General features: G+C 62.7%; 14 protein-coding genes. 5 read left to right on the top strand and 9 right to left on the bottom strand.

Going from position 1 to position 18921, the window contains the following annotated elements; translation table 11 throughout:
• Positions 1–32: 32 nt before the first annotated feature.
• Both XI06_RS39440 and XI06_RS39435 read right to left on the bottom strand, forming a co-directional pair.
• Positions 33–1571 carry a hypothetical protein gene (locus XI06_RS39440; RefSeq protein WP_237872315.1) on the bottom strand — a complete coding sequence of 513 codons (1539 nt, stop codon included), beginning with the start codon at positions 1569–1571 and terminating at the stop codon, positions 33–35.
• A 57-nt stretch (positions 1572–1628) separates the two neighbouring features.
• Positions 1629–2399 carry a helix-turn-helix domain-containing protein gene (locus XI06_RS39435; RefSeq protein ID WP_237860318.1) on the bottom strand — a complete coding sequence of 257 codons (771 nt, stop codon included), beginning with the start codon at positions 2397–2399 and terminating at the stop codon, positions 1629–1631.
• 187 nt (positions 2400–2586) lie between these two features.
• Between XI06_RS39435 and XI06_RS39430 the strand changes: the two genes are divergently transcribed.
• From XI06_RS39430 to XI06_RS39410, 5 genes are all read left to right on the top strand, one after another.
• Entirely contained in the window at positions 2587–4872 is a 2286-nt protein-coding gene (locus tag XI06_RS39430; protein WP_237872317.1) for a marine proteobacterial sortase target protein, read from the top strand.
• A gap of 100 nt (positions 4873–4972) precedes the next feature.
• Positions 4973–5542 (top strand): class GN sortase, encoded by a 570-nt coding sequence (locus XI06_RS39425; RefSeq protein WP_237872319.1) that lies wholly within the window; start codon positions 4973–4975, stop codon positions 5540–5542.
• Between the two features lie 156 nt (positions 5543–5698).
• Complete coding sequence (locus tag XI06_RS39420) at positions 5699–6691, top strand: glycosyltransferase family 2 protein (protein ID WP_237860328.1); 993 nt, start codon at positions 5699–5701, stop codon at positions 6689–6691.
• Between the two features lie 133 nt (positions 6692–6824).
• Positions 6825–9044, top strand: a complete 2220-nt coding sequence (locus XI06_RS39415; protein ID WP_271607772.1) for an acetate--CoA ligase family protein — start codon at positions 6825–6827, stop codon at positions 9042–9044.
• Positions 9045–9183: 139 nt separating this feature from the next.
• Positions 9184–10014, top strand: a complete 831-nt coding sequence (locus XI06_RS39410) for an MlaD family protein (protein ID WP_237872323.1) — start codon at positions 9184–9186, stop codon at positions 10012–10014.
• 4 nt (positions 10015–10018) lie between these two features.
• On the opposite strand, the gene XI06_RS39405 is transcribed toward XI06_RS39410, so the two are convergent.
• The 7 genes from XI06_RS39405 to urtC all read right to left on the bottom strand — a co-directional run bounded on the left by XI06_RS39405 (position 10019) and on the right by urtC (position 18911).
• Positions 10019–13141 carry an autotransporter outer membrane beta-barrel domain-containing protein gene (locus tag XI06_RS39405; RefSeq protein WP_442869493.1) on the bottom strand — a complete coding sequence of 1041 codons (3123 nt, stop codon included), beginning with the start codon at positions 13139–13141 and terminating at the stop codon, positions 10019–10021.
• A gap of 242 nt (positions 13142–13383) precedes the next feature.
• Positions 13384–14424, bottom strand: coding sequence for an aliphatic amidase (locus XI06_RS39400; protein WP_237872328.1), 1041 nt, complete (start codon positions 14422–14424; stop codon positions 13384–13386).
• 99 nt (positions 14425–14523) lie between these two features.
• Positions 14524–14901: an FmdB family zinc ribbon protein gene (locus XI06_RS39395; RefSeq protein WP_237872330.1), complete on the bottom strand. Its 378-nt coding sequence runs from the start codon at positions 14899–14901 to the stop codon at positions 14524–14526.
• An 87-nt stretch (positions 14902–14988) separates the two neighbouring features.
• Positions 14989–16218 (bottom strand): formamidase, encoded by a 1230-nt coding sequence (gene fmdA, locus XI06_RS39390; RefSeq protein WP_018316778.1) that lies wholly within the window; start codon positions 16216–16218, stop codon positions 14989–14991.
• A gap of 27 nt (positions 16219–16245) precedes the next feature.
• The gene (urtE, locus tag XI06_RS39385) at positions 16246–16935 is read right to left on the bottom strand and encodes an urea ABC transporter ATP-binding subunit UrtE (protein WP_237872332.1); all 690 of its coding nucleotides are present in this window, start codon (positions 16933–16935) and stop codon (positions 16246–16248) included.
• A gap of 12 nt (positions 16936–16947) precedes the next feature.
• On the bottom strand, positions 16948–17703 hold the full coding sequence (urtD, locus tag XI06_RS39380) for an urea ABC transporter ATP-binding protein UrtD (RefSeq protein ID WP_237872335.1): 756 nt from the start codon (positions 17701–17703) through the stop codon (positions 16948–16950).
• A 65-nt stretch (positions 17704–17768) separates the two neighbouring features.
• Positions 17769–18911 carry an urea ABC transporter permease subunit UrtC gene (urtC, locus tag XI06_RS39375; RefSeq protein ID WP_237872337.1) on the bottom strand — a complete coding sequence of 381 codons (1143 nt, stop codon included), beginning with the start codon at positions 18909–18911 and terminating at the stop codon, positions 17769–17771.
• Positions 18912–18921: the final 10 nt, after the last annotated feature.

The raw sequence follows: 18921 nt of genomic DNA, 5'->3' as shown, positions 1-18921 counted from the left end.
GTGATGACGATTCAACCCAATCTCATCGCGCTTTAGTCTCGGTCGGAAGCGTCCGTCGTGTGCGAGATAGCGGCCGAGAGGCCGCTATCTTCTTGAGCACTGCCGCGCGCGCCTGGATTAACCTCGATGTCAACGACAGGCAGGCCGAGACGACGCACATCGCCGATACCTCTGAACTCGGGGCAGGCCCAAGCCAGGATGGCAATGCCGGTTTGCGGCAGGTCCAGACTCAACATGTAACGATCAAGGCTGCTCTCGATCGCGGCACGATCGAGAGGTGCGCCATCGAGATAGAATTGCACCCCGATCTTGTCGAGCGGCTCGCGCAGGGCGGGACTTCGGACGCAGACCGTGTTGCGTCCCGGCGCGCCCTTGATTCGAACGGCTGCCTGCGGCTCGCTCCAGCGAAACGCATGGCCGGCAGCTGATTCGAGCTCGTGAAATCCGAGCTGCGCGAGGACCTGATCGCCAAGCAGTTTCTTCGCCGATCTGGTATGTCCGCGAACACGACTGATACACACGAGCCGCTGAAGGTGGATCAGCGAAGCGATGTAACGCTTCATCCAGCGCGCAATGGCATCGCGCGAGCCGACCGCTGTCAGCGCGGTCAGCACTAGGCGCGCATACGCGGCGGCTAAGAAAGCCGCGACGCGCACACGGCGATCGCCGAACAGCGCCGGCCCGCTCCAGCGCCACAGTGCGCGCAGTTCCTCGTCGGGCCATTTCCAACTCAGACGCGGCAGGCTGTAACGCACCATCGCGTTCAATGCATTGAACGCAAGCGGACGATCGAAATTGTCCCGGTCTTTCCATTCAAAGGGGGCTTCGAGCAGATCGCTGCCCGGATCGTGCCGATCCCCGCTGAGAAACCGGCTCTCGCCCTGGACGAAATCGAGCGTGAACGTCTTCAGCTCGCCGATCCGGCCGATATAATAGTGGTGGAAGCGGGCTTCCTCGAGATAGCCGATGGCGTATCCTCGCGCATGGTATCCGGCGGCGAGCACCCATTCGGCGAAATGACCGAGCTCTTCGCGCAGGCCGCCGCATTCCCGGTAGACGTCATGCTGCGTCACGAAGCACTGGTCGAGCACCTTGCGCCAGGGATGCTGCTTCATGCCGAATTCGATGTCGGCCTGGTACATCGCAGCCTCCGCCTCGGACAGGCGATTGTGGCAGACCGGGACCGAACGGCAGGAAAATCCGGCCCAGTCGGGATGATCATCGATCGCGCGGATGCAGAGCGCGATCACATCGGGTTCGGGCCAGCAATGCGATTCCGTGAAGAACAAATAGCGGCCGCGAGCCCTGGCCGCGCCGGCCGCGCAGAGCCCGATATCGTGCACGGAATCCGCGAATTCGAGGCGGGCCTGGCCTGCGGCAAGTGCTTTCAGCTCCGCGTGCCCGGTGAAGTCCGGTGGCACGACGAGAATGATCTCGTAGAGAGACCTGTCCGCCGTCTGCGACGTCCAGCCAAGCCAGGACTGCTCCCACTGCCCGCGGTGAAATTCGAGCGGGATGATGATCGAGAACAGAGGGCATGCGCCGTCGGATATTGTGGTCACGTCCAGCATGATCGCCTTATAGACGGATGCACGGCAAATACCGGACCATTTCGTTCGAAGGACCGGCTAGACCGACAGGAAGAGCGCAAATGGCTCCTCCACCGTGCGGCGCAGGTGGCTCAGATACAGCGCATGATTGGCATGATCGGGCATGATCCGTCCGAGCGTCGGCTCCTTGACATTGGCAATCGGGACATAGGCGATCGGCGCCGCGACCGGCATCAGCTGTGCGCCGGCACCGGCCCGCAGCGTCGAAATGATGCCGTACATCGCACCTGTTACGGTCGGCCGCGAGACCGTGATGACGCGATGCTGCCCGTGCTTGTTGATGACGAGATAGATGAAACCGGATTGATGCGGCACTGCAACCTCGCCGGTGTGCTCGTAGGCAGCATCGGTTCGCTCGCCCTCGCGGAAGACCAGCGAGGACACTTTCGGCTCCCAGACGATTTCGGTGCGATAGGCGAAAATCGCATCCTTGTCGCCAAAGGACGGCCGCAGGGTGATGTAGACGCCCTCGAGCCAGGTCACCGCGCGATGCGAATAGGAGCCGAGGCCGTCGGGTGCGACGTCGTTGCCAGCCGCAGGCGCCGGCGTAGAGGTGCTCTTGCGCAAGGACACGCCCAGTGCCTGCTCCAGCCGGACCGTGGTCGCCAGCGTGAACGGGCGCCGGCCGCCGAGCGCCTTCTCCAGCGTCGACAGGCTGAGCTTGGCCTGCTCGGCCAGCGCCTGCCGCGAGATCCGGCGCCTGGCGATTTCCTCGCGGATCATCTCCGCGACCTCACGGCTTTGCTCGTCCGAAAGCTGCTTGTCAGAGAGCTTGTCTTGCGTCTGCATCGTTAACTCTGCTCCACGGAGGCCAGTCTAGCAGGGCGGACAAGTCAGCACAAAACCGGACATCGCCGCCAAACTGGCGGCTGGCCCCGACCGGCCGCGGCGGAACATTACCGATCATTCTGCTCGCGAAATCAGGCCCTCCCGACCGATGCTTGGCGTCATCAAACATGCTTCGGGAGCAGGTCAAATGGACAATTACGACACGGTCGACGGTGACGAACACCCTGACGAACACCCTTGGCTCGGCAGGCTGATCAAGGTCGGGCTGTTCCTTCTGGCGCAAAGCATTGCCGTGCTCCTGGTCAGTTTCGTGGCCCTGCTGGTGAGCTTCGAGACCTCCTGGTCGGCGACGACGGAGCAGGCCAGCCTGCTTCAGCCCGGCGATGCCAAATCCGGCACCCTGCTCCTGAAGGAGAACGGAGCCACGACCGAAGCTATCCGGCTCGGGATCGACGTCGACATCACGGTCTCAGGCCCGACACTGCGCACGCGCGTCACCCAGGCCTTCCGCAACCCGACCAAGGACTGGGCCGAGGCGACCTATATCTATCCACTGGGCGCTGATGGCGCCGTCGACACGCTGAAGATGGTGGTCGGCGACCGCGTCATTATCGGCGACATTAGGGAGTGCCAGCAGGCCCGCGTGATCTACGAGCAGGCGCGCCGCTCCGGGCAGAAGGCCGCGCTCACCGAGCAGGAGAGGCCCAACATCTTCACCAACTCGGTCGCCAATATCGGACCCGGCGAAACTGTGCTGGTGCAGATCGAGTATCAGGAGCCCGTGCATCAAGCCGGCAACGAATATTCGCTGCGCGTTCCGCTCGTGGTCGGACCCCGCTACAATCCGGCGCCGATCGTGCAGAGCGTCGATTTCCGCAATGACGGCTCCGGCTGGGGCGCGACCCATTCAGACCCGGTGCCCGACCGTGAGCGCATCTCGTCGCCGGTCCTTGATCCGGCGAGAAGCGCGCCGGTCAATCCGACCAGCATCACAGTGCATTTGAAGGCCGGCTTCGCCCTCGGCGAGGTGAAGAGCCATTTTCACAACGTGAAGATCGAAAGCCCGGACAACATGACGCGCGTCGTCACGCTTGCTGACGGCACCGTCCCGGCCGACCGCGACTTCGAGCTCACCTGGAAGCCAGCCGCTGAAAAGGCACCGTCAGTCGGGCTGTTCCGCGAGCATGTCGGCGATGCCGACTACCTGCTGGCCTTCGTCACACCGCCGGCCGCCGAACAGACCGCCCAGAAGCCGTTGCCGCGCGAAGTGGTGTTCGTGATCGACAATTCCGGTTCGATGGGTGGCACCTCGATCGAGCAGGCCAAGGCGAGTCTGCTTTATGCCCTCGGCCGCCTGCAGCCGAACGACCGTTTCAACGTGATCCGCTTCGACGACACCATGGACGTGCTGTTTTCGACCTCCGTGCCGGCCGACGCCGCGCATGTCGGTGAAGCGACCTCTTTCGTCAGCGCATTGCAGGCCCGCGGCGGCACCGAGATGGTGCCGGCGATGCGCGCGGCACTGACGGACAAGCTTGCCGACACCAACATGGTCCGCCAAGTCGTATTCCTCACCGACGGCGCGATCGGCAACGAGCAGCAATTGTTCGAGACCATCACGGCGATGCGCGGCCGCTCGCGCATTTTCATGGTCGGCATCGGCTCCGCGCCCAACACCTATCTGATGACGCGCGCCTCCGAGCTCGGCCGCGGCGCCTTCACCCATATCGGCTCCGTCGATCAGGTCGAGGAACGTATGCGCGGCCTGTTTGCCAAGCTGGAGAACCCGGCCGTGACCGGCCTCACCGTGAAGTTTTCCGATGCCAAAGCTGACATCAAGGCCGACGTCACGCCGGCAATCATTCCGGACGTCTATCGCGACGAGCCACTGGTGCTTGCCGCGAAGCTCGACAGACTCGCGGGCTCACTTGAGATCAAGGGTCATGTCGGCGATCGCCCGTGGTCGGTGACGCTGCCGTTGAAGAGTGCCGCTGAAGGCAAAGGTCTGTCGAAGCTTTGGGCCAGGCGCAAGATCAGCGATGCGGAAGTGGCGCGGACGCTGCACGAGATGACCCCGGAGGACACGGACAAGACGGTCCTTGCACTGGCGCTCGACCACCAGATTGTCACGCGGCTGACCAGTCTCATCGCTGTCGACAAGACGCCGAGCCGTCCCGAAGGCGCGCCGCTCAAGCTCACCGAGCTTCCGATCAACCTGCCGGCGGGCTGGGATTTCGCGAAGGTATTCGGCGAACGGCCGCAGCAGACACCGGCACAGCTGCGCGAGCGCCGCGCCGATGCGAGCCAGCCCGCGGCAAGGCGGCCAGCACCTGTCACCGCGGATACGATCCGCCTGCCCAAGACCGCGACCTCTGCTGAACTGAAGATGATCGCAGGCCTGATCCTGATCGTGCTCGCGCTGATCCTGTTCGTGTTCAACCGGCGTCGGACCTTGCTCACTGACGCCGCTTGAGAGAGGAGCACCCCGAACTCCTCTTGCTTGGCGCGCGCGGCTGCCCGTCCCGAACCAACGGTCGCGCGCGCCTTTTTTCTTCCCGTCATTGGTGGAAACCATGCCCCGCCTCATCTCGCCTCTGGTCCTGGCGCTGGTCGGAACGATCCTGTTCGGTGACGGCGCCTACATCCACGCCAAGGCGTGGCTCGCGCAGGTGCTGCTGGAGCGTGCGTTCGACCGGGGCATTGCAACCGGCCAACCGGTCAAGCCATGGTCTTGGGCCGACACCTGGCCGGTGGCGCGGATCGAGGTGAAGCGGATCGGCGCCAGCGCGATCGTACTGGAAGGCACAAGCGGCCAGGCGCTTGCCTTTGGACCCGGCCACATCCACCGGACGGTTGACGCCGGCGAGCGCGGGATTGCCGTCTATGCGGCACATCGCGATACGCATTTCCGCTTCCTGCGGAATGTCGCCATCGGCGATGTGATCGATGTCACACGCAGTGACGGCAAGCGCTTTCGCTATCGTGCGGATTCCTCGACGGTCGTCCATTTCGACGCATCGGGCATCGATCCCGAGACTCAAGGTTCGGAGCTTGTCCTTGCGACTTGCTGGCCTTTCGACGCCGTCACCTCCGGCCCCGAGCGTTACCTGCTGCATGCGACCTTGATGGGCGATCGTGAATAGCCGTTCGCAAGCGCAAGGCTTGGGATTGATTTCGCGCTCGCAAACCGTACCGATGTCCTTACGACGTCATGAGCCGCTGAACTGGCGCGGCCGTCCGTAGACCTATAAGAAGGCCTGCGGATCTTTACGGCGGAGCCGGGCGGGAAGACGGGGTAGATGGACGAAGAGTTCAGGCAGCGGCTCGACCAGCGACTGGAACAGCTCGAAAACCGCGTCGCGTTGCTGGAGCGGAACCTGGGTCTCGTTGCCGCCGGTCAGAGACGGGCCTCGCTCCGCGGCCTCTGGCGGCGTCCGCCAATGTGGACCTTCGAACAATACCTACCGCGTTTACTCAACCTGAACGCGTTCAAGTCCTCGCCTGCGATCCCTGCGAACGCGCCGCGGATCGCAATGGTCACTCCGAGCTACAACCATGCGGAGTATATCGGCGCCACGATCGACAGCATCGTGGGCCAAGCCTACCCGAACCTCTATTATCACGTGCAGGATGGCGCCTCGATCGACGGCACGATTGATCTCCTGAAGAGCCGCGGCAACAGCATCAGCTGGAAGAGCGAGCCGGACAAAGGCCAATCCAACGCGATCAATCTCGGTTTTGCCGGCGTCGACTGCGAGATCATGGCCTATCTCAATAGCGACGACATGCTGCTGCCCGGGACGCTCGCTCATGTCGTCAACTATTTCATGTCGCATCCCGATGTCGACATCGTCTATGGCAACCGCATCTTCATCGATCGTGATGGACTTGAGGTTGGACGCGCGGTGCTGCCTCGCCACGATGGCAAGACGCTACAATATGCCGACTACATTCCGCAGGAGACGATGTTCTGGCGCAAGCGCGTGTGGGACAAGATCGGTCCAATTGACGAAAACTTCCATTTCGCGATGGACTGGGACTTCATCCTGCGGGCACAGGCGGCCGGTTTCAAGTTCGTACGCCTGCCGCGGTTTCTTTCCTGCTTCCGGATCCATGACGCACAGAAGACGGCGGCAACCTACGCGATCGGCGTCAGGGAAATGGGCATCCTGCGGCGTCGCGTCCTCGGATTTGATCCGACGCAGATGCAGATAAGGCGCGCCATTGCACCTTATCTGCTGCGGCAGATTGCCTATCACTACAGCTACAAATTGGGCGTGCTGCGCTACTGAGGACGGCACGGCTGCGCGCGATCCGCTGCGCATTCCGTCTGGCGGCATGCAGCGCCGCCGGTTGCCACTCCAGTCAACTCACCATACGATCGGGCGACGCGCTATCAAGAAGAACAACAGGTGAGGTCACACCATGGAAGCTCAGGTCTCAGCCGCGTCGGTCCCTGCCCGCCCATGGTCGCCACCGCCCGATGCCAGCGACGTCGTCAAGGGCATCCACGCCATGCTCCATCCACACAACATCGTGCTGGTGGGTGCGACCGACAAGCCCGGCAATTACGCCGAGCGCATCTGGAACAATCTGGTCAAATATGGTTTCGAGGGCGGGCTCTATCCTGTCAACGCCAAGCGCGAGAGCATCTGGGGCGTACCCTGCTACAAGGATTTTGCCAGCCTGCCCGAAAAGCCCGACCACGTCCTTGTGCTGGTGCCCGCTCGCTTTGCCGTGCAGGTGATCCGCGACGCTGCCGCTGCCGGCGCGCGGTCCGCGACCATCGTGACCTCGGGTTTCAGCGAATTGCAGGATGAGGAGAGCCAGAAGCTCGCCACTGAGCTGCAACAGGCGGTGCGCGAGACGGGATTGGCCGTGACCGGCCCGAACTGCCTCGGCAATTTAAGCGCCGCAGAAAAGCTCTTCACCAATATCGACGACCGTATCGTCACCATGGAACAAGGCGCGGTGGCGATCGCCGGGCAATCGGGCGCCATCGTCATGGCGATCAGGCAAGCGCTGGAAGATCGCGGCGTCGGTGTCGGCTATATGGTGACGACAGGGAACGAAACCGGGCTCGAGACGCCGGACTTGATGCGCTATTTCGCCGAAGATCCGAGCGTCAAGGTGATCGTGGTCTATCTCGAGGGCGTACGCAACACCAAGGCGTTTCGCGACGCCTGCAAGGCCGCGCGTGCCGCCAGCAAGCCGGTGATCGCGCTCAAGCTCGGATCGTCGGAGGGTGGCCGCGCCGCCGCGATGGCACATACCGGCGCACTCGCGGGCTCGATCGAGACATTCGACGCGATTGCAACCCGCGAAGGCGTGATCCGCGTCGCCGGGCTCGACGAGTTGATCGAGACCACCGAATGCTTCGTTCACGCCGCCGTGCCCAAGGGCAACCGGCTCGCCGCGGTGACGCTGTCAGGCGGCAAGCGGGGCATGCTGATCGATGCCTTCTATGCACAAGGCCTGAACTTCGCACCGTTGAGCCCGCATGTCAGCAGCGAGCTGGGCAAGATGCTTGGACCTGGTTCGATCGTGGGCAATCCGCTCGACGCCGGCTTTGCCGCGGTCGTTGATCCCTCCGTCTACATGAAGTCGATCAAGCTGATGATCGACGATCCTGATATCGACATCGTCATCATCGACGCCGAGTTTCCAAAGGCACCGCACGAGCAGCGCGAGCGGAACTTGCGCATCGTCAACGAGATGGCGAGCCGGGCCGCAAAGCCCGTGATCTATATCAGCGCGATGTCGATCGGCTTTACGGAGTTCACCAAGGGCTTGCGCAAATCGTTGCCGCATCTGGCGGTGATGCAGGGCATGGACCGTGCGGTGACCGCGATCAAATCGCTGCTCGCCTATGCCAGCTTGCGGAAAGAAGTGCCCGACATCGTCTCGAGCTCCAAGCCGGCAGCACGCGCCGTGCTGGAGAAGGCGTTGAAGTCCGCGCGCGGCGCCGCGCTCGACGAGGTCGCTTCAAAGAAGCTGCTGAAGGCCTATGGCATCCCGATTTCGAAGGAGGGAATCGCACAGACGGCCGCGGAAGCCGCTGACATCGCCAAGCAGATCGGATTTCCGGTTGTCGCCAAGGTCGTCAGCGCCGAGATCCTGCACAAATCCGATATCGGCGGCGTGGTGCTGAACCTCAACAGCGCAGCCGAGGTGAAGAAGGCGTTTGCCGACATCACCGCGCGGGTGAACAAGCTGAAAGGCAAACCAAAGCTCGACGGCATCCTGATCGCGCAGCAGGTCAAGGCCGACCTCGAGCTTGTGGTCGGCGCCTCGCTCGATGCCGAGATGGGGCCCGTCGTGCTGTTCGGCACCGGCGGCATCGATATCGAGCTGATGAAGGACGTGGCGCTCGCCGGCGCACCGCTCGACGAGGCCGAGGCGCGGCTTTTGATCGGCCGGACCAAAGCCGGCATCAAGATGCGCGGCTATCGCGGCAAGCCGGCGTTGCACGAGACCTCGGCCGTCAAGGCGCTGGTCGGCTTGTCCAATCTGATCGCGGATGCCGGCGACCGGATCGCCTCGATCGACGTCAACCCGTTCCTGATCAATGCCAGGACGGGCGTGGCTGTCGACGCGCTGATCGTATTGAACAACGCCGCGGCCAAACGCGCGGCTGGACATTGATGTCGCGGGAAACGGTGGGTGACGCTTCCACCTTCGCTCTTCGAGCCAGGGCGGACATGTCGTTAACCCGCCGGCGTTAGCATTGCGGCCGTTCGGGCTCCTTCCAACTTTCCCGCTTTGGTCGTAACATCGCACCCGTATGGCACGCGCGAGCAATCTTGTGATCGGAACGGCGACGTTGACGGTGATCGCCGTCGCGTTCGGCGGTCTGCTCGGCGTGCAGAAATGGCGCGCCAGCCAGAGCCGCAGCCAATTGCGCGTCGTCTTCGAAGGCGGTTCCGCGAGCGGCCTGCGCCGCGGCGGGCCGGTCAATTTCGACGGCGTACCCGCCGGCCAGATCCTGTCGATCCAGCTGCAGAGCCCGCGCAAGGTCGTGGCGCTGGTGTCGCTCGACAACACCGCGCCGATCCGCAAGGACACTGTGGCCGGCATCGAGTTCCAGGGCCTCACCGGCGTTGCCGCGGTCTCGCTGATCGGCGGCGCGCCGTCTGCGCCACCGGTGCCGCTGGACTCGGACGGCATCCCCGTGCTGACCGCCGATCTCAGCGATGCTGAATCCATCGTCGACACGCTGCACAGCGTCGACCGCACGATCGTCAGCAACGCGCCCGCGATCAAGGACGGCCTGCGTACCTTCGAAAACTACACCGCCGATCTCAGCGACAAGGGCGAGGAGATCGACGCCGTGATGCTCAAGGTCGACAATGCATTTGCAGGCTTCGACAAGGCGGTTTCGAAGATCGAGGGCGCGGTGCCGGGTTTCGTCGACGGCAAGGCCGACGAGCTGTTCGAAAAGGTGAAGGGACTGCACGAGCTCGCCGACACCATGAAGAAGAAATCGGCAAGCTTCCTCGAAGACACCCGTCGCTCGCTGCTCGATGTCAGTGAAGCCGCCAACAAGATGAGCGGAACGCCTGCTCCCGCCGTCGCCCTGCGCCCGCCGCGCAAGCCGACGCAGCCGAAGCGATAGGACCTCACCAAGTGTAGCGCACGACGCCCTTGCCGGCATAGGAGCGCGCGACGTTCGAAAACTCGCCCTCGAAGGTTGCCGACGCGGACCAGCCGTTCATCCAGCTCATTTGCACCGACGCCGTCGTCAGCGCGGAGTCGCGAGCCTGCGCCGCGCCGTTCACGACGAAGGCCGCCCCCGGCAGCGTCTGGAACACCGCACCGACCGTGCGATCCGGATTGAAATCATGTGCCCAGGCGGCGCGGCCGCGCAGCGTCACCACGGCTGCGGCAGTCGCAAAAGATCTGTCTGCGCGCAGGCCGAGCTCGGTGCGTGTGCTGGTCACGTCCTTGGCGGCGTAGTTGAGCGCAAACGTGTTGTTGCCGACCACGGCGAATTCCTGATAGCTCGGCAGGCTGAACATCGTGGCCTGGAGTGCAGCATAGGGCGTGAGCCCAATCCACGGCGTTGCCTGTCGATAGCCGCCCTCGATGCGGCCCGAAACGGCGTTGGCATTGAACTGCGCGCGCAACTGGTCGGTGCCGGCAGCGGTGACGATGCGGTTGGTCGTCACATCCTGCCAGCCATAGGCGAGTGCGGCCGTGATGTAAGCGGGCCCGGCATTGTGGCGAACGAAGGCACCGGCCTGGAACAGATCCGAGCGGCCCCAGCCGAGCCCGTTGACACCAAAGCCGGTGCCACCGCCGGCGAGCGCGAAGCCCGCAACCGTCGAGGGTGAGAAGCGATAATCAAAGCCGACCGCGGTGCCGTAGAGATTGCTGTTGGTGTTGTTGGAGCCGAGTGCGACACGACCATCAGTGGTCTGCGAGCCGCCGAAGCCGGCCGCCCAGACATCCCAGCGTTGCTGGAAAGTCGGCGGCGGCACCTTGCGATAGATGGAAGCAAACGCGTCGCTCGGGCGTTTGCCTGTAGCTGCATAGGCGTTTGCGTCGCCGTCGGCATACGGCGTCGCGCCGGGTGCTTCGCTACGCCCGGAGCCGAAGACGTCGGTCAGCAGGCTCATGAACAGGTTCATCGCATTGAACGTCGTCTGCTGCGATCCCGTTGCCGATTCGCCGGAGGCTTGCGTCAGGCCGGACGGTGAGAGGTTCGCAAATGCCAGGGGAAGGCTGCCGGTGCTGTCGAAGTAGTGCGTCAGGACATTGGCGACGGCCTGTTGATTGACGTTAAGGCCCGAGCCGTAGCTCAGCGAGAGATCCAGGAAGACGTTGTGGGGGTCGTTGCTCAGCGTAGCATGCAGGTTCGACGACAGGCCCGCAACGACCGGATTGAATGCGTCGGACAGCGTGCCTGCGTTCAGGATCGTGTAGTGCTTCGCGATCGAGCCGGTCGGCACGACGACGACCGTTGCGCCGCCGAGCATCGCCGTTCCGGTCACGACCGCGATGCCATTGCTCGTGCCGGAGGCTTGCACCATGTAGCGCGAGGCCGACGTGAACGTGAGATCGCCGGACACCGAGAGCGTCCCGGTCGGATTGCCCGGCGCCAGCGTGCCGCCATTGACGCTGATCGTGCTGACCGTGCCGACACCACCGAACGTACCACCGGCCGCAATGCTCACATTGCCGTTGATGGTGCCGGCGAGCATCAGCGTGCCGCCGAGTACGTTCCAGTCCTGATTGCCGGTGCCGGTCAACGTCCAGGTCGAGCCGTCGACCTTGTTGAAGGTCGAAAAGCCGTCGTACTGGAGGCCGGCACCAATCAGGTCGAGGTTGAACGTATCCTTGCCGGTGCCACCGAGCTGAAATGTGTCAGTGCCGGCGGCGAGCACCAGGCCGTTTATGACGCTGCCGGGGCCGAGGGTGAGTGTGTTCGGCTGGCAGCCGCAGAATTCGATTGCCGCGAAGCCAGTCGCGGCATTGATCGTTCCCGAGTTGAAGACGCTTCCCCCGCTTGTCACGCTGATGCCCACACCCGCGTCTCCAACGGAGATAGTGCCGGTGTTAACAATTGGATTGCCCGACATGAACACTATGATGCCAGTGCCCGACGCACCAACCGAGATGACGCCGCGGTTAGTGAAGATGCTGCCGTCGCCAAACAGCACGATGCCTTGGGAGCCGTCGCTTCCCGTAATCCGACCAGTGTTGGTCATGCTGGAGGACACGACGGAAAGAGTAATGCCAACGCCCCCGACGCCGACATTGATCACCCCGCTTTGAGTGATGAGCATACGACTGCCCTGCACGGACATGCCAGCCGAGTCGGCGGCGGTCGTGATCGTTCCGCTGTTGGTCACCTTTGCATCGTCACCGAGAGCGACAATGCCTGCGCCAAAACGCGCAGCGGTAATGCTGCCGGCATTGCTGACGGTTTCGGTATTGCCCTGCGCGAAGATGCCCACGGCGCGCTGACCGACGGAAATACTGCCGGTAGCGGTATTGATGACCGTGTTACCGTCACTGATCGCGAAAATGGCGCCGGAAAGTCCGCTCGATGCGCCGACCGTGACCGTGCCGGCATTGGTCACGGTCGAGCCGCCAAGGACGAAAATACCGAACGCATTGTTGAGGCCGGTGATCGTGCCGCTGGCCGCATTGGTGATCGTGTTGTTTACGCCCGCGAAAATACCCGAGGCTCCGGCTCCGACTGACAGCGAGCTGCTGTTGGTGACGACGTTGTTGTCCTGGATCCAGATCGCCGAGCCACCGTTACCCGTGGCGGCGATCGTTCCGTTGTTGGCGATAGTGTTGTTATCCAGCATCGAGACGCCGAGACTGTTGTCTAGCACCGTCGTGATGATGCTGTTGTTGGTCACGGTGTTGAAATTGCCGCCGTTGATGCCGGTGAGGCTCGAGCCCGCCAATACCGTTCCGTTGTTGGTTACAACGTTGGTATCGTTGACGTTGATCGACGCCGTACTGTTATCGTGCACGGTCGCGCCAGCCAGCACATTCACGGTCAGATTGGTGACACCGCCGCCGGCTGCAAAGCCGTTGGTATCGGTGCCGCTACAGGTGACCGTCTGACCGCTGGCCGCCGGGTCAGGCGCGCAGTCCGCCCGCGCCGATGTCGTCGACGCGAAGAGGCTGAACGCGAGCGCCAAGATTACCGATGCGCCAATGGACGACCTAGCGCCGACCCGGCGCAGCCGACCCTGCCGCCCCGATACCCCCGCGCCCCTCACGTCGCACTCCCCAGCAACAACATTTCCGCGGGGAAACGTAGGCCATGGGGAGGTTCCGCAATACTACGGCCAGACCAAATGCGTCGGTTTGGCGCACAACCGAGGCGGAATCTGACGGTTGTGTTGCAACCGCGCCACGGTTTTCGGAAGCTCGATCGAATCCCGCGCAAAGAGTCTGCTTGAGCGGCGCAGCCCGGATGTTGACGGCTGTCGACACGACTTGTCGCCGCAGCCCGCGGTCCCTAGTAATTGCTCGGCGCGGCCTCGTTCGGAATGCCGTCGATTGGGCATTCGGCGGTGCCTGGCGTCGCGCGGGTCATGGCCTCGACCATGTCCCGCGTGCCTTCGGGATCGGCAATCCAGTTCTTGTAGAAATCATACGGGCAAGCCGCGACGCCGCGCGGGCTGTCGCCGGAATTGATCATGCCGGTATAGCCGCGGTGGACCAGCTTGTAGAGATGGTTCTGCGACTGGCCATTGCGGCGCGCATCGCGGATCAGGTTTTTGGAGAGCTGGGCGTATTGGATGCCGTAATCCTCTTCACCGCACTCGCCGAGTGTGCGGCCATCGAAGCCGATGATCGCGGAATGGCCGAAGTATGAGTAGACGCCGTCAAAGCCTGCGGCGTTGGCGACCGCGACATAGACATTGTTGGCCCAGGCCATGGCCTTGGAGATCATCACCTGCTGCTCCTTGGCCGGATACATGTAGCCCTGGCAGCGCACGATCAGCTCCGCGCCCTTCATGGCGCAGTCGCGCCAGATCTCCGGATAATTGCCGTCGTCGCAAATGATCAGGCTGACCTTGAGGCCCTTCGGACCTTCGGAGACATAAGTACAATTGCCGGGATACCAGCCCTCGATCGGCACCCAGGGCATGATCTTGCGGTACTTCTGCACGATCTCACCCTTGTCGTTCATCAGGATAAGCGTGTTGTAGGGCGCCTTGTGCGGATGCTCCTCGTGGCGCTCGCCGGTCAGCGAGAACACGCCCCACACCTTCGCCTTGCGGCAGGCTTCCGCGAAGATCGCGGTCTCCTCGCCCGGCACCACGGACGCCGTCTCGTACATCTCCTTGGAATCGTACATGATGCCTTGGGTCGAATATTCCGGGAAGATCACAAGATCCATGCCGGGCAGTCCGATCTTCATGCCGACGATCATGTCGGCGATCTTGCGGGCGTTGTCGAGCACCTCGGCTTTGGTGTGCAGGCGGGGCATCTTGTAATTGACGACTGCGACGCCGACGGTGTCGTTGCTGCTGGAAATATCGCCGTGAAGCATGTTGGGCGCTCCTGTCTTTTTGTTGGTTTGAGGTCGTCGCGTGCGTTATTTGCGCATGATCTTGCCGGAAAACCGCTGCACGCTTTTCCGGATCATGCGTTAGTGGCTGATCATCCAGGGCCGCGCCGTCGGAAACCCCTTGGCGCCGCTCTTGCTCTGGGTCATCAGCCGCGCGGGCTTCTTCCGGTCCGTCCCGCTCTTGTCCTTCACGGTCTTGCCTGATGAGCAGCAGCCGCAACCGGGACCGTGCGAGGTTTTGTATTGCGCCAGCGTCTGCGGCGCGTGCGAGCTGCGTTCGTTGACGGCATGCGCTTTGCGCTTGTCCGCCGGCATGCATAAGAAATTCGGCGCGGTCAGGATGACGCGTGGCGCCATCGTCTCGCAATGCGGACAGCTTTGCGGATCGTCGCACTCTGCCATCGGGCGGAGATCCCTAAATGGCCCGCAATCGTCACAGAGATATTCATAGACCGGCATCTTGTGCCCCTTCGCGTTCCGTCGTGCGGAGACAGCCCCTTCACCCCAACCCTCTCCCCGTAAGAACGGGGAGAGGGAGCGCACAGGTTACTTGTCCGGCGAGATCGGCATCTGGATATCGCCGGTGATATGCTTGATGGGCCCGGCCGCCGACGGCATCACGTCGAAGTCGAAGATCTCGGTCGGCAGCCATAGCGTGGCGCAAGCATTGGGCACGTCGACCACGCCGGAGATGTGGCCCTGACACGGCGCGGTGCCGAGGATCGAATAGGCCTGCGCACCGGAGTAGCCGAACTTCTTCAAATATTCGATCGCGTTCAGGCAGGCCTGGCGATAGGCGATGTGGACGTCGAGATAATGCTGCTTGCCGGCCTCGTCGACCGAGATGCCTTCGAAGATCAGATAGTCCTTGTAGTTCGGCGTGATCGGCGACGGCTTGAAGATCGGGTTCTTGATGCCGTATTTCGACATGCCGTCCTTGATCACCTCGACCTTCAGATGCAACCAGCCGGCCATCTCGATCGCGCCGCAGAAGGTGATCTCGCCATCGCCCTGGCTGAAATGCAAATCGCCCATCGAGAGACCGGCGCCCGGCACATAGACCGGGAAGTAGATCTTCGAGCCGCGCGAGAGATCCTTGATGTCGCAATTGCCGCCGTGCTCGCGCGGCGGCACGGTGCGCGCGCCCTCCGCTCCGATCTTGGCCTTGACGTCGCCCTTGGCACGTCCGCCGTGAGCGGTCGCGGCGAACGGCGGATTGGCGAGACCGGGTACGCGGGTCGGGTTGGTCGAGATCAGCTCGGCCTCGCGCTTGTTCCAGGTCTCCAGCATCTTCGGATCGGGCAGACAGCCGATCAGGCCGGGATGGATCAGGCCTGCGAAATTGACGCCGGGCACATGGCGCGACGAAGTATAGAGCCCCTTGATGTCCCAGATCGACTTCTGCGCCAGCGGAAAATGATCCGTGAGGAAACCGCCGCCATTCTGCTTGGAGAAGAAGCCGTTGAAGCCCCAGAGGCTCTCCTTCATCGGACCGACATCGAGCAGGTCCACCACAAGGAGATCGCCGGGCTCGGCGCCCTTGACGCCGATCGGGCCGGAGAGGAAGTGCACGATCGACAGATCGATGTCGCGCACGTCGTCGGCGGAATCGTTGTTCTTGATGAAGCCGCCGGTCCAGTCATAGGTCTCGATGATGAAGTCGTCGCCGGGATTGACCCAGGCCACGATCGGGATGTCGGGGTGCCAGCGATTGTGCACCATGTCATTTTCGTAAGCCGACTTGGTGAGATCGACCTTGATCAGTGTCTCTGGCATCGAGATGCTCCCCTTTGCTACGGTTGGTTAGACGGACAGATATTTCGAGACCTGCGCGGCATCGACGCTGTCGCGCGGATCGTCACGGACAATCGCGCCATTCTCGATCACCAGCACGCGGTCGGCGATATCAAGCGCGAAGCTCAGGACCTGCTCGGACACGACGATCGACAGGCCCTTCTCGTCGCGGATGCGCTTGAGCGTCCGCGCCATGTCCTTGATGATCGACGGCTGGATGCCCTCGGTCGGCTCGTCCAGCAGCAGCACCTTCGGCTTGGTGGCGAGCGCGCGGGCGATCGCAAGCTGCTGCTGTTGTCCGCCCGAGAGATTGCCGCCGCGGCGACCCTTCATCTCCAGCAGCACCGGAAACAGCTCATAGATGTCGCTCGGCACCTCGGAGCCGCCGGAGACCACGAGACCGGTCTCGATGTTCTCCTTCACCGTCATGGTGGAGAAGATCATGCGGCCCTGCGGCACATAGGCGAGGCCCTTGGCGACGCGCTCGTAGCTCGGCAGGCCCCCAAGCTCGGCGCCGTCCATTGTCACTGAGCCGCTCTTGGCCGGCAGGATGCCCATCAGCGACTTCATCAGCGTGGTCTTGCCCATGCCGTTGCGGCCCATGATCGCAACGATCTCGTTGGGCGCGACCTTGACGTTGAGCCCATGCAGCACCTCGCTCTGGCCGTAGGCGACGTGAAGATCGGAAATTGCCAGCATCGTCACGCCTCCTTAATGGCCGAGATAGACTTCGATGACCTTGGGATCGTTCTGCACTTTCTCCATCGTCCCCTCCGAGAGGATCTGGCCCTGGTGCAGCACGGTGACCTTGTGCGCGATGTCCTCGACGAACTTCATGTCGTGCTCGATCACCAGCACCGATCGGTTCTTGATGATGCGATTGAGCAGCTCGGCCGTCTTGGCGCGCTCGGACACGCTCATGCCGGCCACCGGCTCGTCCAGCATCAGCAGATCCGGATCCTGGATCAGCAGCATGCCGATCTCGAGCCACTGCTTCTGGCCGTGGCTGAGCAGATCGGCGCTCTTGTTCAGCTTGTCCTTCAGGAAGATCATTTCCGCAACTTCGTGCACGCGGTCGCGCACGGCGGAGTCGCGGGTGAAGGTCAGTGCGCCGAACACCGAACGTCCGCGCGGATAGGAGATCTCCAGATTCTCGAACACGGTGAGATCGTCGTAAATTGACGGGTTCTGGAATTTGCGCCCCACCCCGGTCTTGACGATCTCGTTCTCCTTCATCCGCGTCAGCTCCTTGCCGCGGAACTGGATCGAGCCTGAGGTCGCTTTGGTCTTGCCGCAGATCAGATCGAGCACGGTGGTCTTGCCGGCACCGTTGGGGCCGATGATGACGCGGATCTCGTTTTCATCGACGTAGAAAGAGAGATCGTTGACCGCCTTGAAGCCGTCGAACGACACGGTGAGAGCCTCGACCGCGAGCAGGAATTCCTTGGGCTGATGACCGACGAGCATGATCTATCTCCTCACTGCCAGCGTGGCATCGGCATCGCGATGACCGACGAGCATGATCTATCTCCTCACTCCGCGGGGGCGCTGTCGGCGACCGAGCTGTCGGTCCAGCCCTCAGGTTTCGGTTTGCGCGAGGCGATCAGACGATCGATGCGCGGCTGCACATAGTCGCCCCAGATCCCGGCAAGGCCATTCGGGAAGGCGAGCACCACGGCGATGAACAGGCCGCCGAGACCGAACAGCCACAATTCGGGGAAGGTTTCCGACAGGCTGGTCTTGGCGAAATTGACCAGCAGCGTGCCGTAGATCGCACCCAGGATCGACAACCGGCCACCGACAGCGGTGTAGATCACCATTTCGATCGAGGGCACGATGCCGACGAAGGACGGCGACATGAAGCCGACATTGAGGGCGAACATGGCGCCGCCGATCGCGGCGAAGACGGCGGCGATGCAGAAGGCGAAGATCTTGAAGTTCGCGACGCTGTAGCCGGAGAATCTGACGCGGTCCTCCTTCTCGCGCATCGCGACCAGGATGCGTCCGAGCTTGGAGTGCCGGACGAACTGCGCGATCATGATGCAGACGAACAGGCAACCGACCTCGAAGAAATACAGTACGATCTTGGCGTGGTCGGGCCTGATGTCCCAACCCTTCAGCGTGCGCAGGTCGGTCATGCCGTTGATGCCGCCGGTGTAGCCCTGCTGGCCCACGATCAGGATGGTGAGGATGGCCGCGACCGCCTGGGTGATGATCGCGAAGTAAGTGCCGCCGACGCGGCGCTTGAACATCGCGGTGCCGATGATCAGGGCGAAAATGCCGGGCACCAGAATGATGGCGGCGATGGTCAAGGTGAGGCTGTGAAAGGGCTTCCAAAACAGCGGCAGCGCCGTGATCTGATTCCAGTCCATGAAATCAGGGATGCCCGGCGTCGACTGGATCTTGGTGTTCTCCACGCTCGATGCTTCGAGCTTGAGGAACATCGCCATGCAGTAGCCGCCGAGGCCGAAGAAGACGCCCTGGCCGAGGCTCAGGATGCCGCCATAGCCCCAGCAGATGACGAGACCGAGCGCGACGAAGGCGTAGGTCAGATACTTTGCGACCAGGTTGAGCCTGAAGACGTCGAGCGTGAGCGGCAGCACCAAGACCAGGAACACCGCGAGCACCAGAATTCCGATCAGCTCAGATCGATTGAAGAACCTGTTGTCGGTCATTGCATCAGCC

The organism is Bradyrhizobium sp. CCBAU 11434 (assembly GCF_028128895.1).
In the GTDB taxonomy this organism is placed as follows: domain Bacteria; phylum Pseudomonadota; class Alphaproteobacteria; order Rhizobiales; family Xanthobacteraceae; genus Bradyrhizobium; species Bradyrhizobium zhengyangense.
This window is presented reverse-complemented; position numbering and strand designations above follow the sequence as displayed.

Excerpts from the sequence above, each read along its gene's own strand:
- XI06_RS39410 (WP_237872323.1), top strand. The coding sequence starts at position 9,184 with ATGGCACGCGCGAGCAATCTTGTGATCGGAACGGCGACGTTGACGGTG.
- urtC (WP_237872337.1), bottom strand. The coding sequence starts at position 18,911 with ATGACCGACAACAGGTTCTTCAATCGATCTGAGCTGATCGGAATTCTG.
- fmdA (WP_018316778.1), bottom strand. The coding sequence starts at position 16,218 with ATGCCAGAGACACTGATCAAGGTCGATCTCACCAAGTCGGCTTACGAA.
- XI06_RS39400 (WP_237872328.1), bottom strand. The coding sequence starts at position 14,424 with ATGCTTCACGGCGATATTTCCAGCAGCAACGACACCGTCGGCGTCGCA.
- XI06_RS39430 (WP_237872317.1), top strand. The coding sequence starts at position 2,587 with ATGGACAATTACGACACGGTCGACGGTGACGAACACCCTGACGAACAC.
- urtD (WP_237872335.1), bottom strand. The coding sequence starts at position 17,703 with ATGCTCGTCGGTCATCAGCCCAAGGAATTCCTGCTCGCGGTCGAGGCT.
- XI06_RS39440 (WP_237872315.1), bottom strand. The coding sequence starts at position 1,571 with ATGCTGGACGTGACCACAATATCCGACGGCGCATGCCCTCTGTTCTCG.
- XI06_RS39425 (WP_237872319.1), top strand. The coding sequence starts at position 4,973 with ATGCCCCGCCTCATCTCGCCTCTGGTCCTGGCGCTGGTCGGAACGATC.
- urtE (WP_237872332.1), bottom strand. The coding sequence starts at position 16,935 with ATGCTGGCAATTTCCGATCTTCACGTCGCCTACGGCCAGAGCGAGGTG.
- XI06_RS39435 (WP_237860318.1), bottom strand. The coding sequence starts at position 2,399 with ATGCAGACGCAAGACAAGCTCTCTGACAAGCAGCTTTCGGACGAGCAA.
- XI06_RS39395 (WP_237872330.1), bottom strand. The coding sequence starts at position 14,901 with ATGCCGGTCTATGAATATCTCTGTGACGATTGCGGGCCATTTAGGGAT.
- XI06_RS39420 (WP_237860328.1), top strand. The coding sequence starts at position 5,699 with ATGGACGAAGAGTTCAGGCAGCGGCTCGACCAGCGACTGGAACAGCTC.
- XI06_RS39415 (WP_271607772.1), top strand. The coding sequence starts at position 6,825 with ATGGAAGCTCAGGTCTCAGCCGCGTCGGTCCCTGCCCGCCCATGGTCG.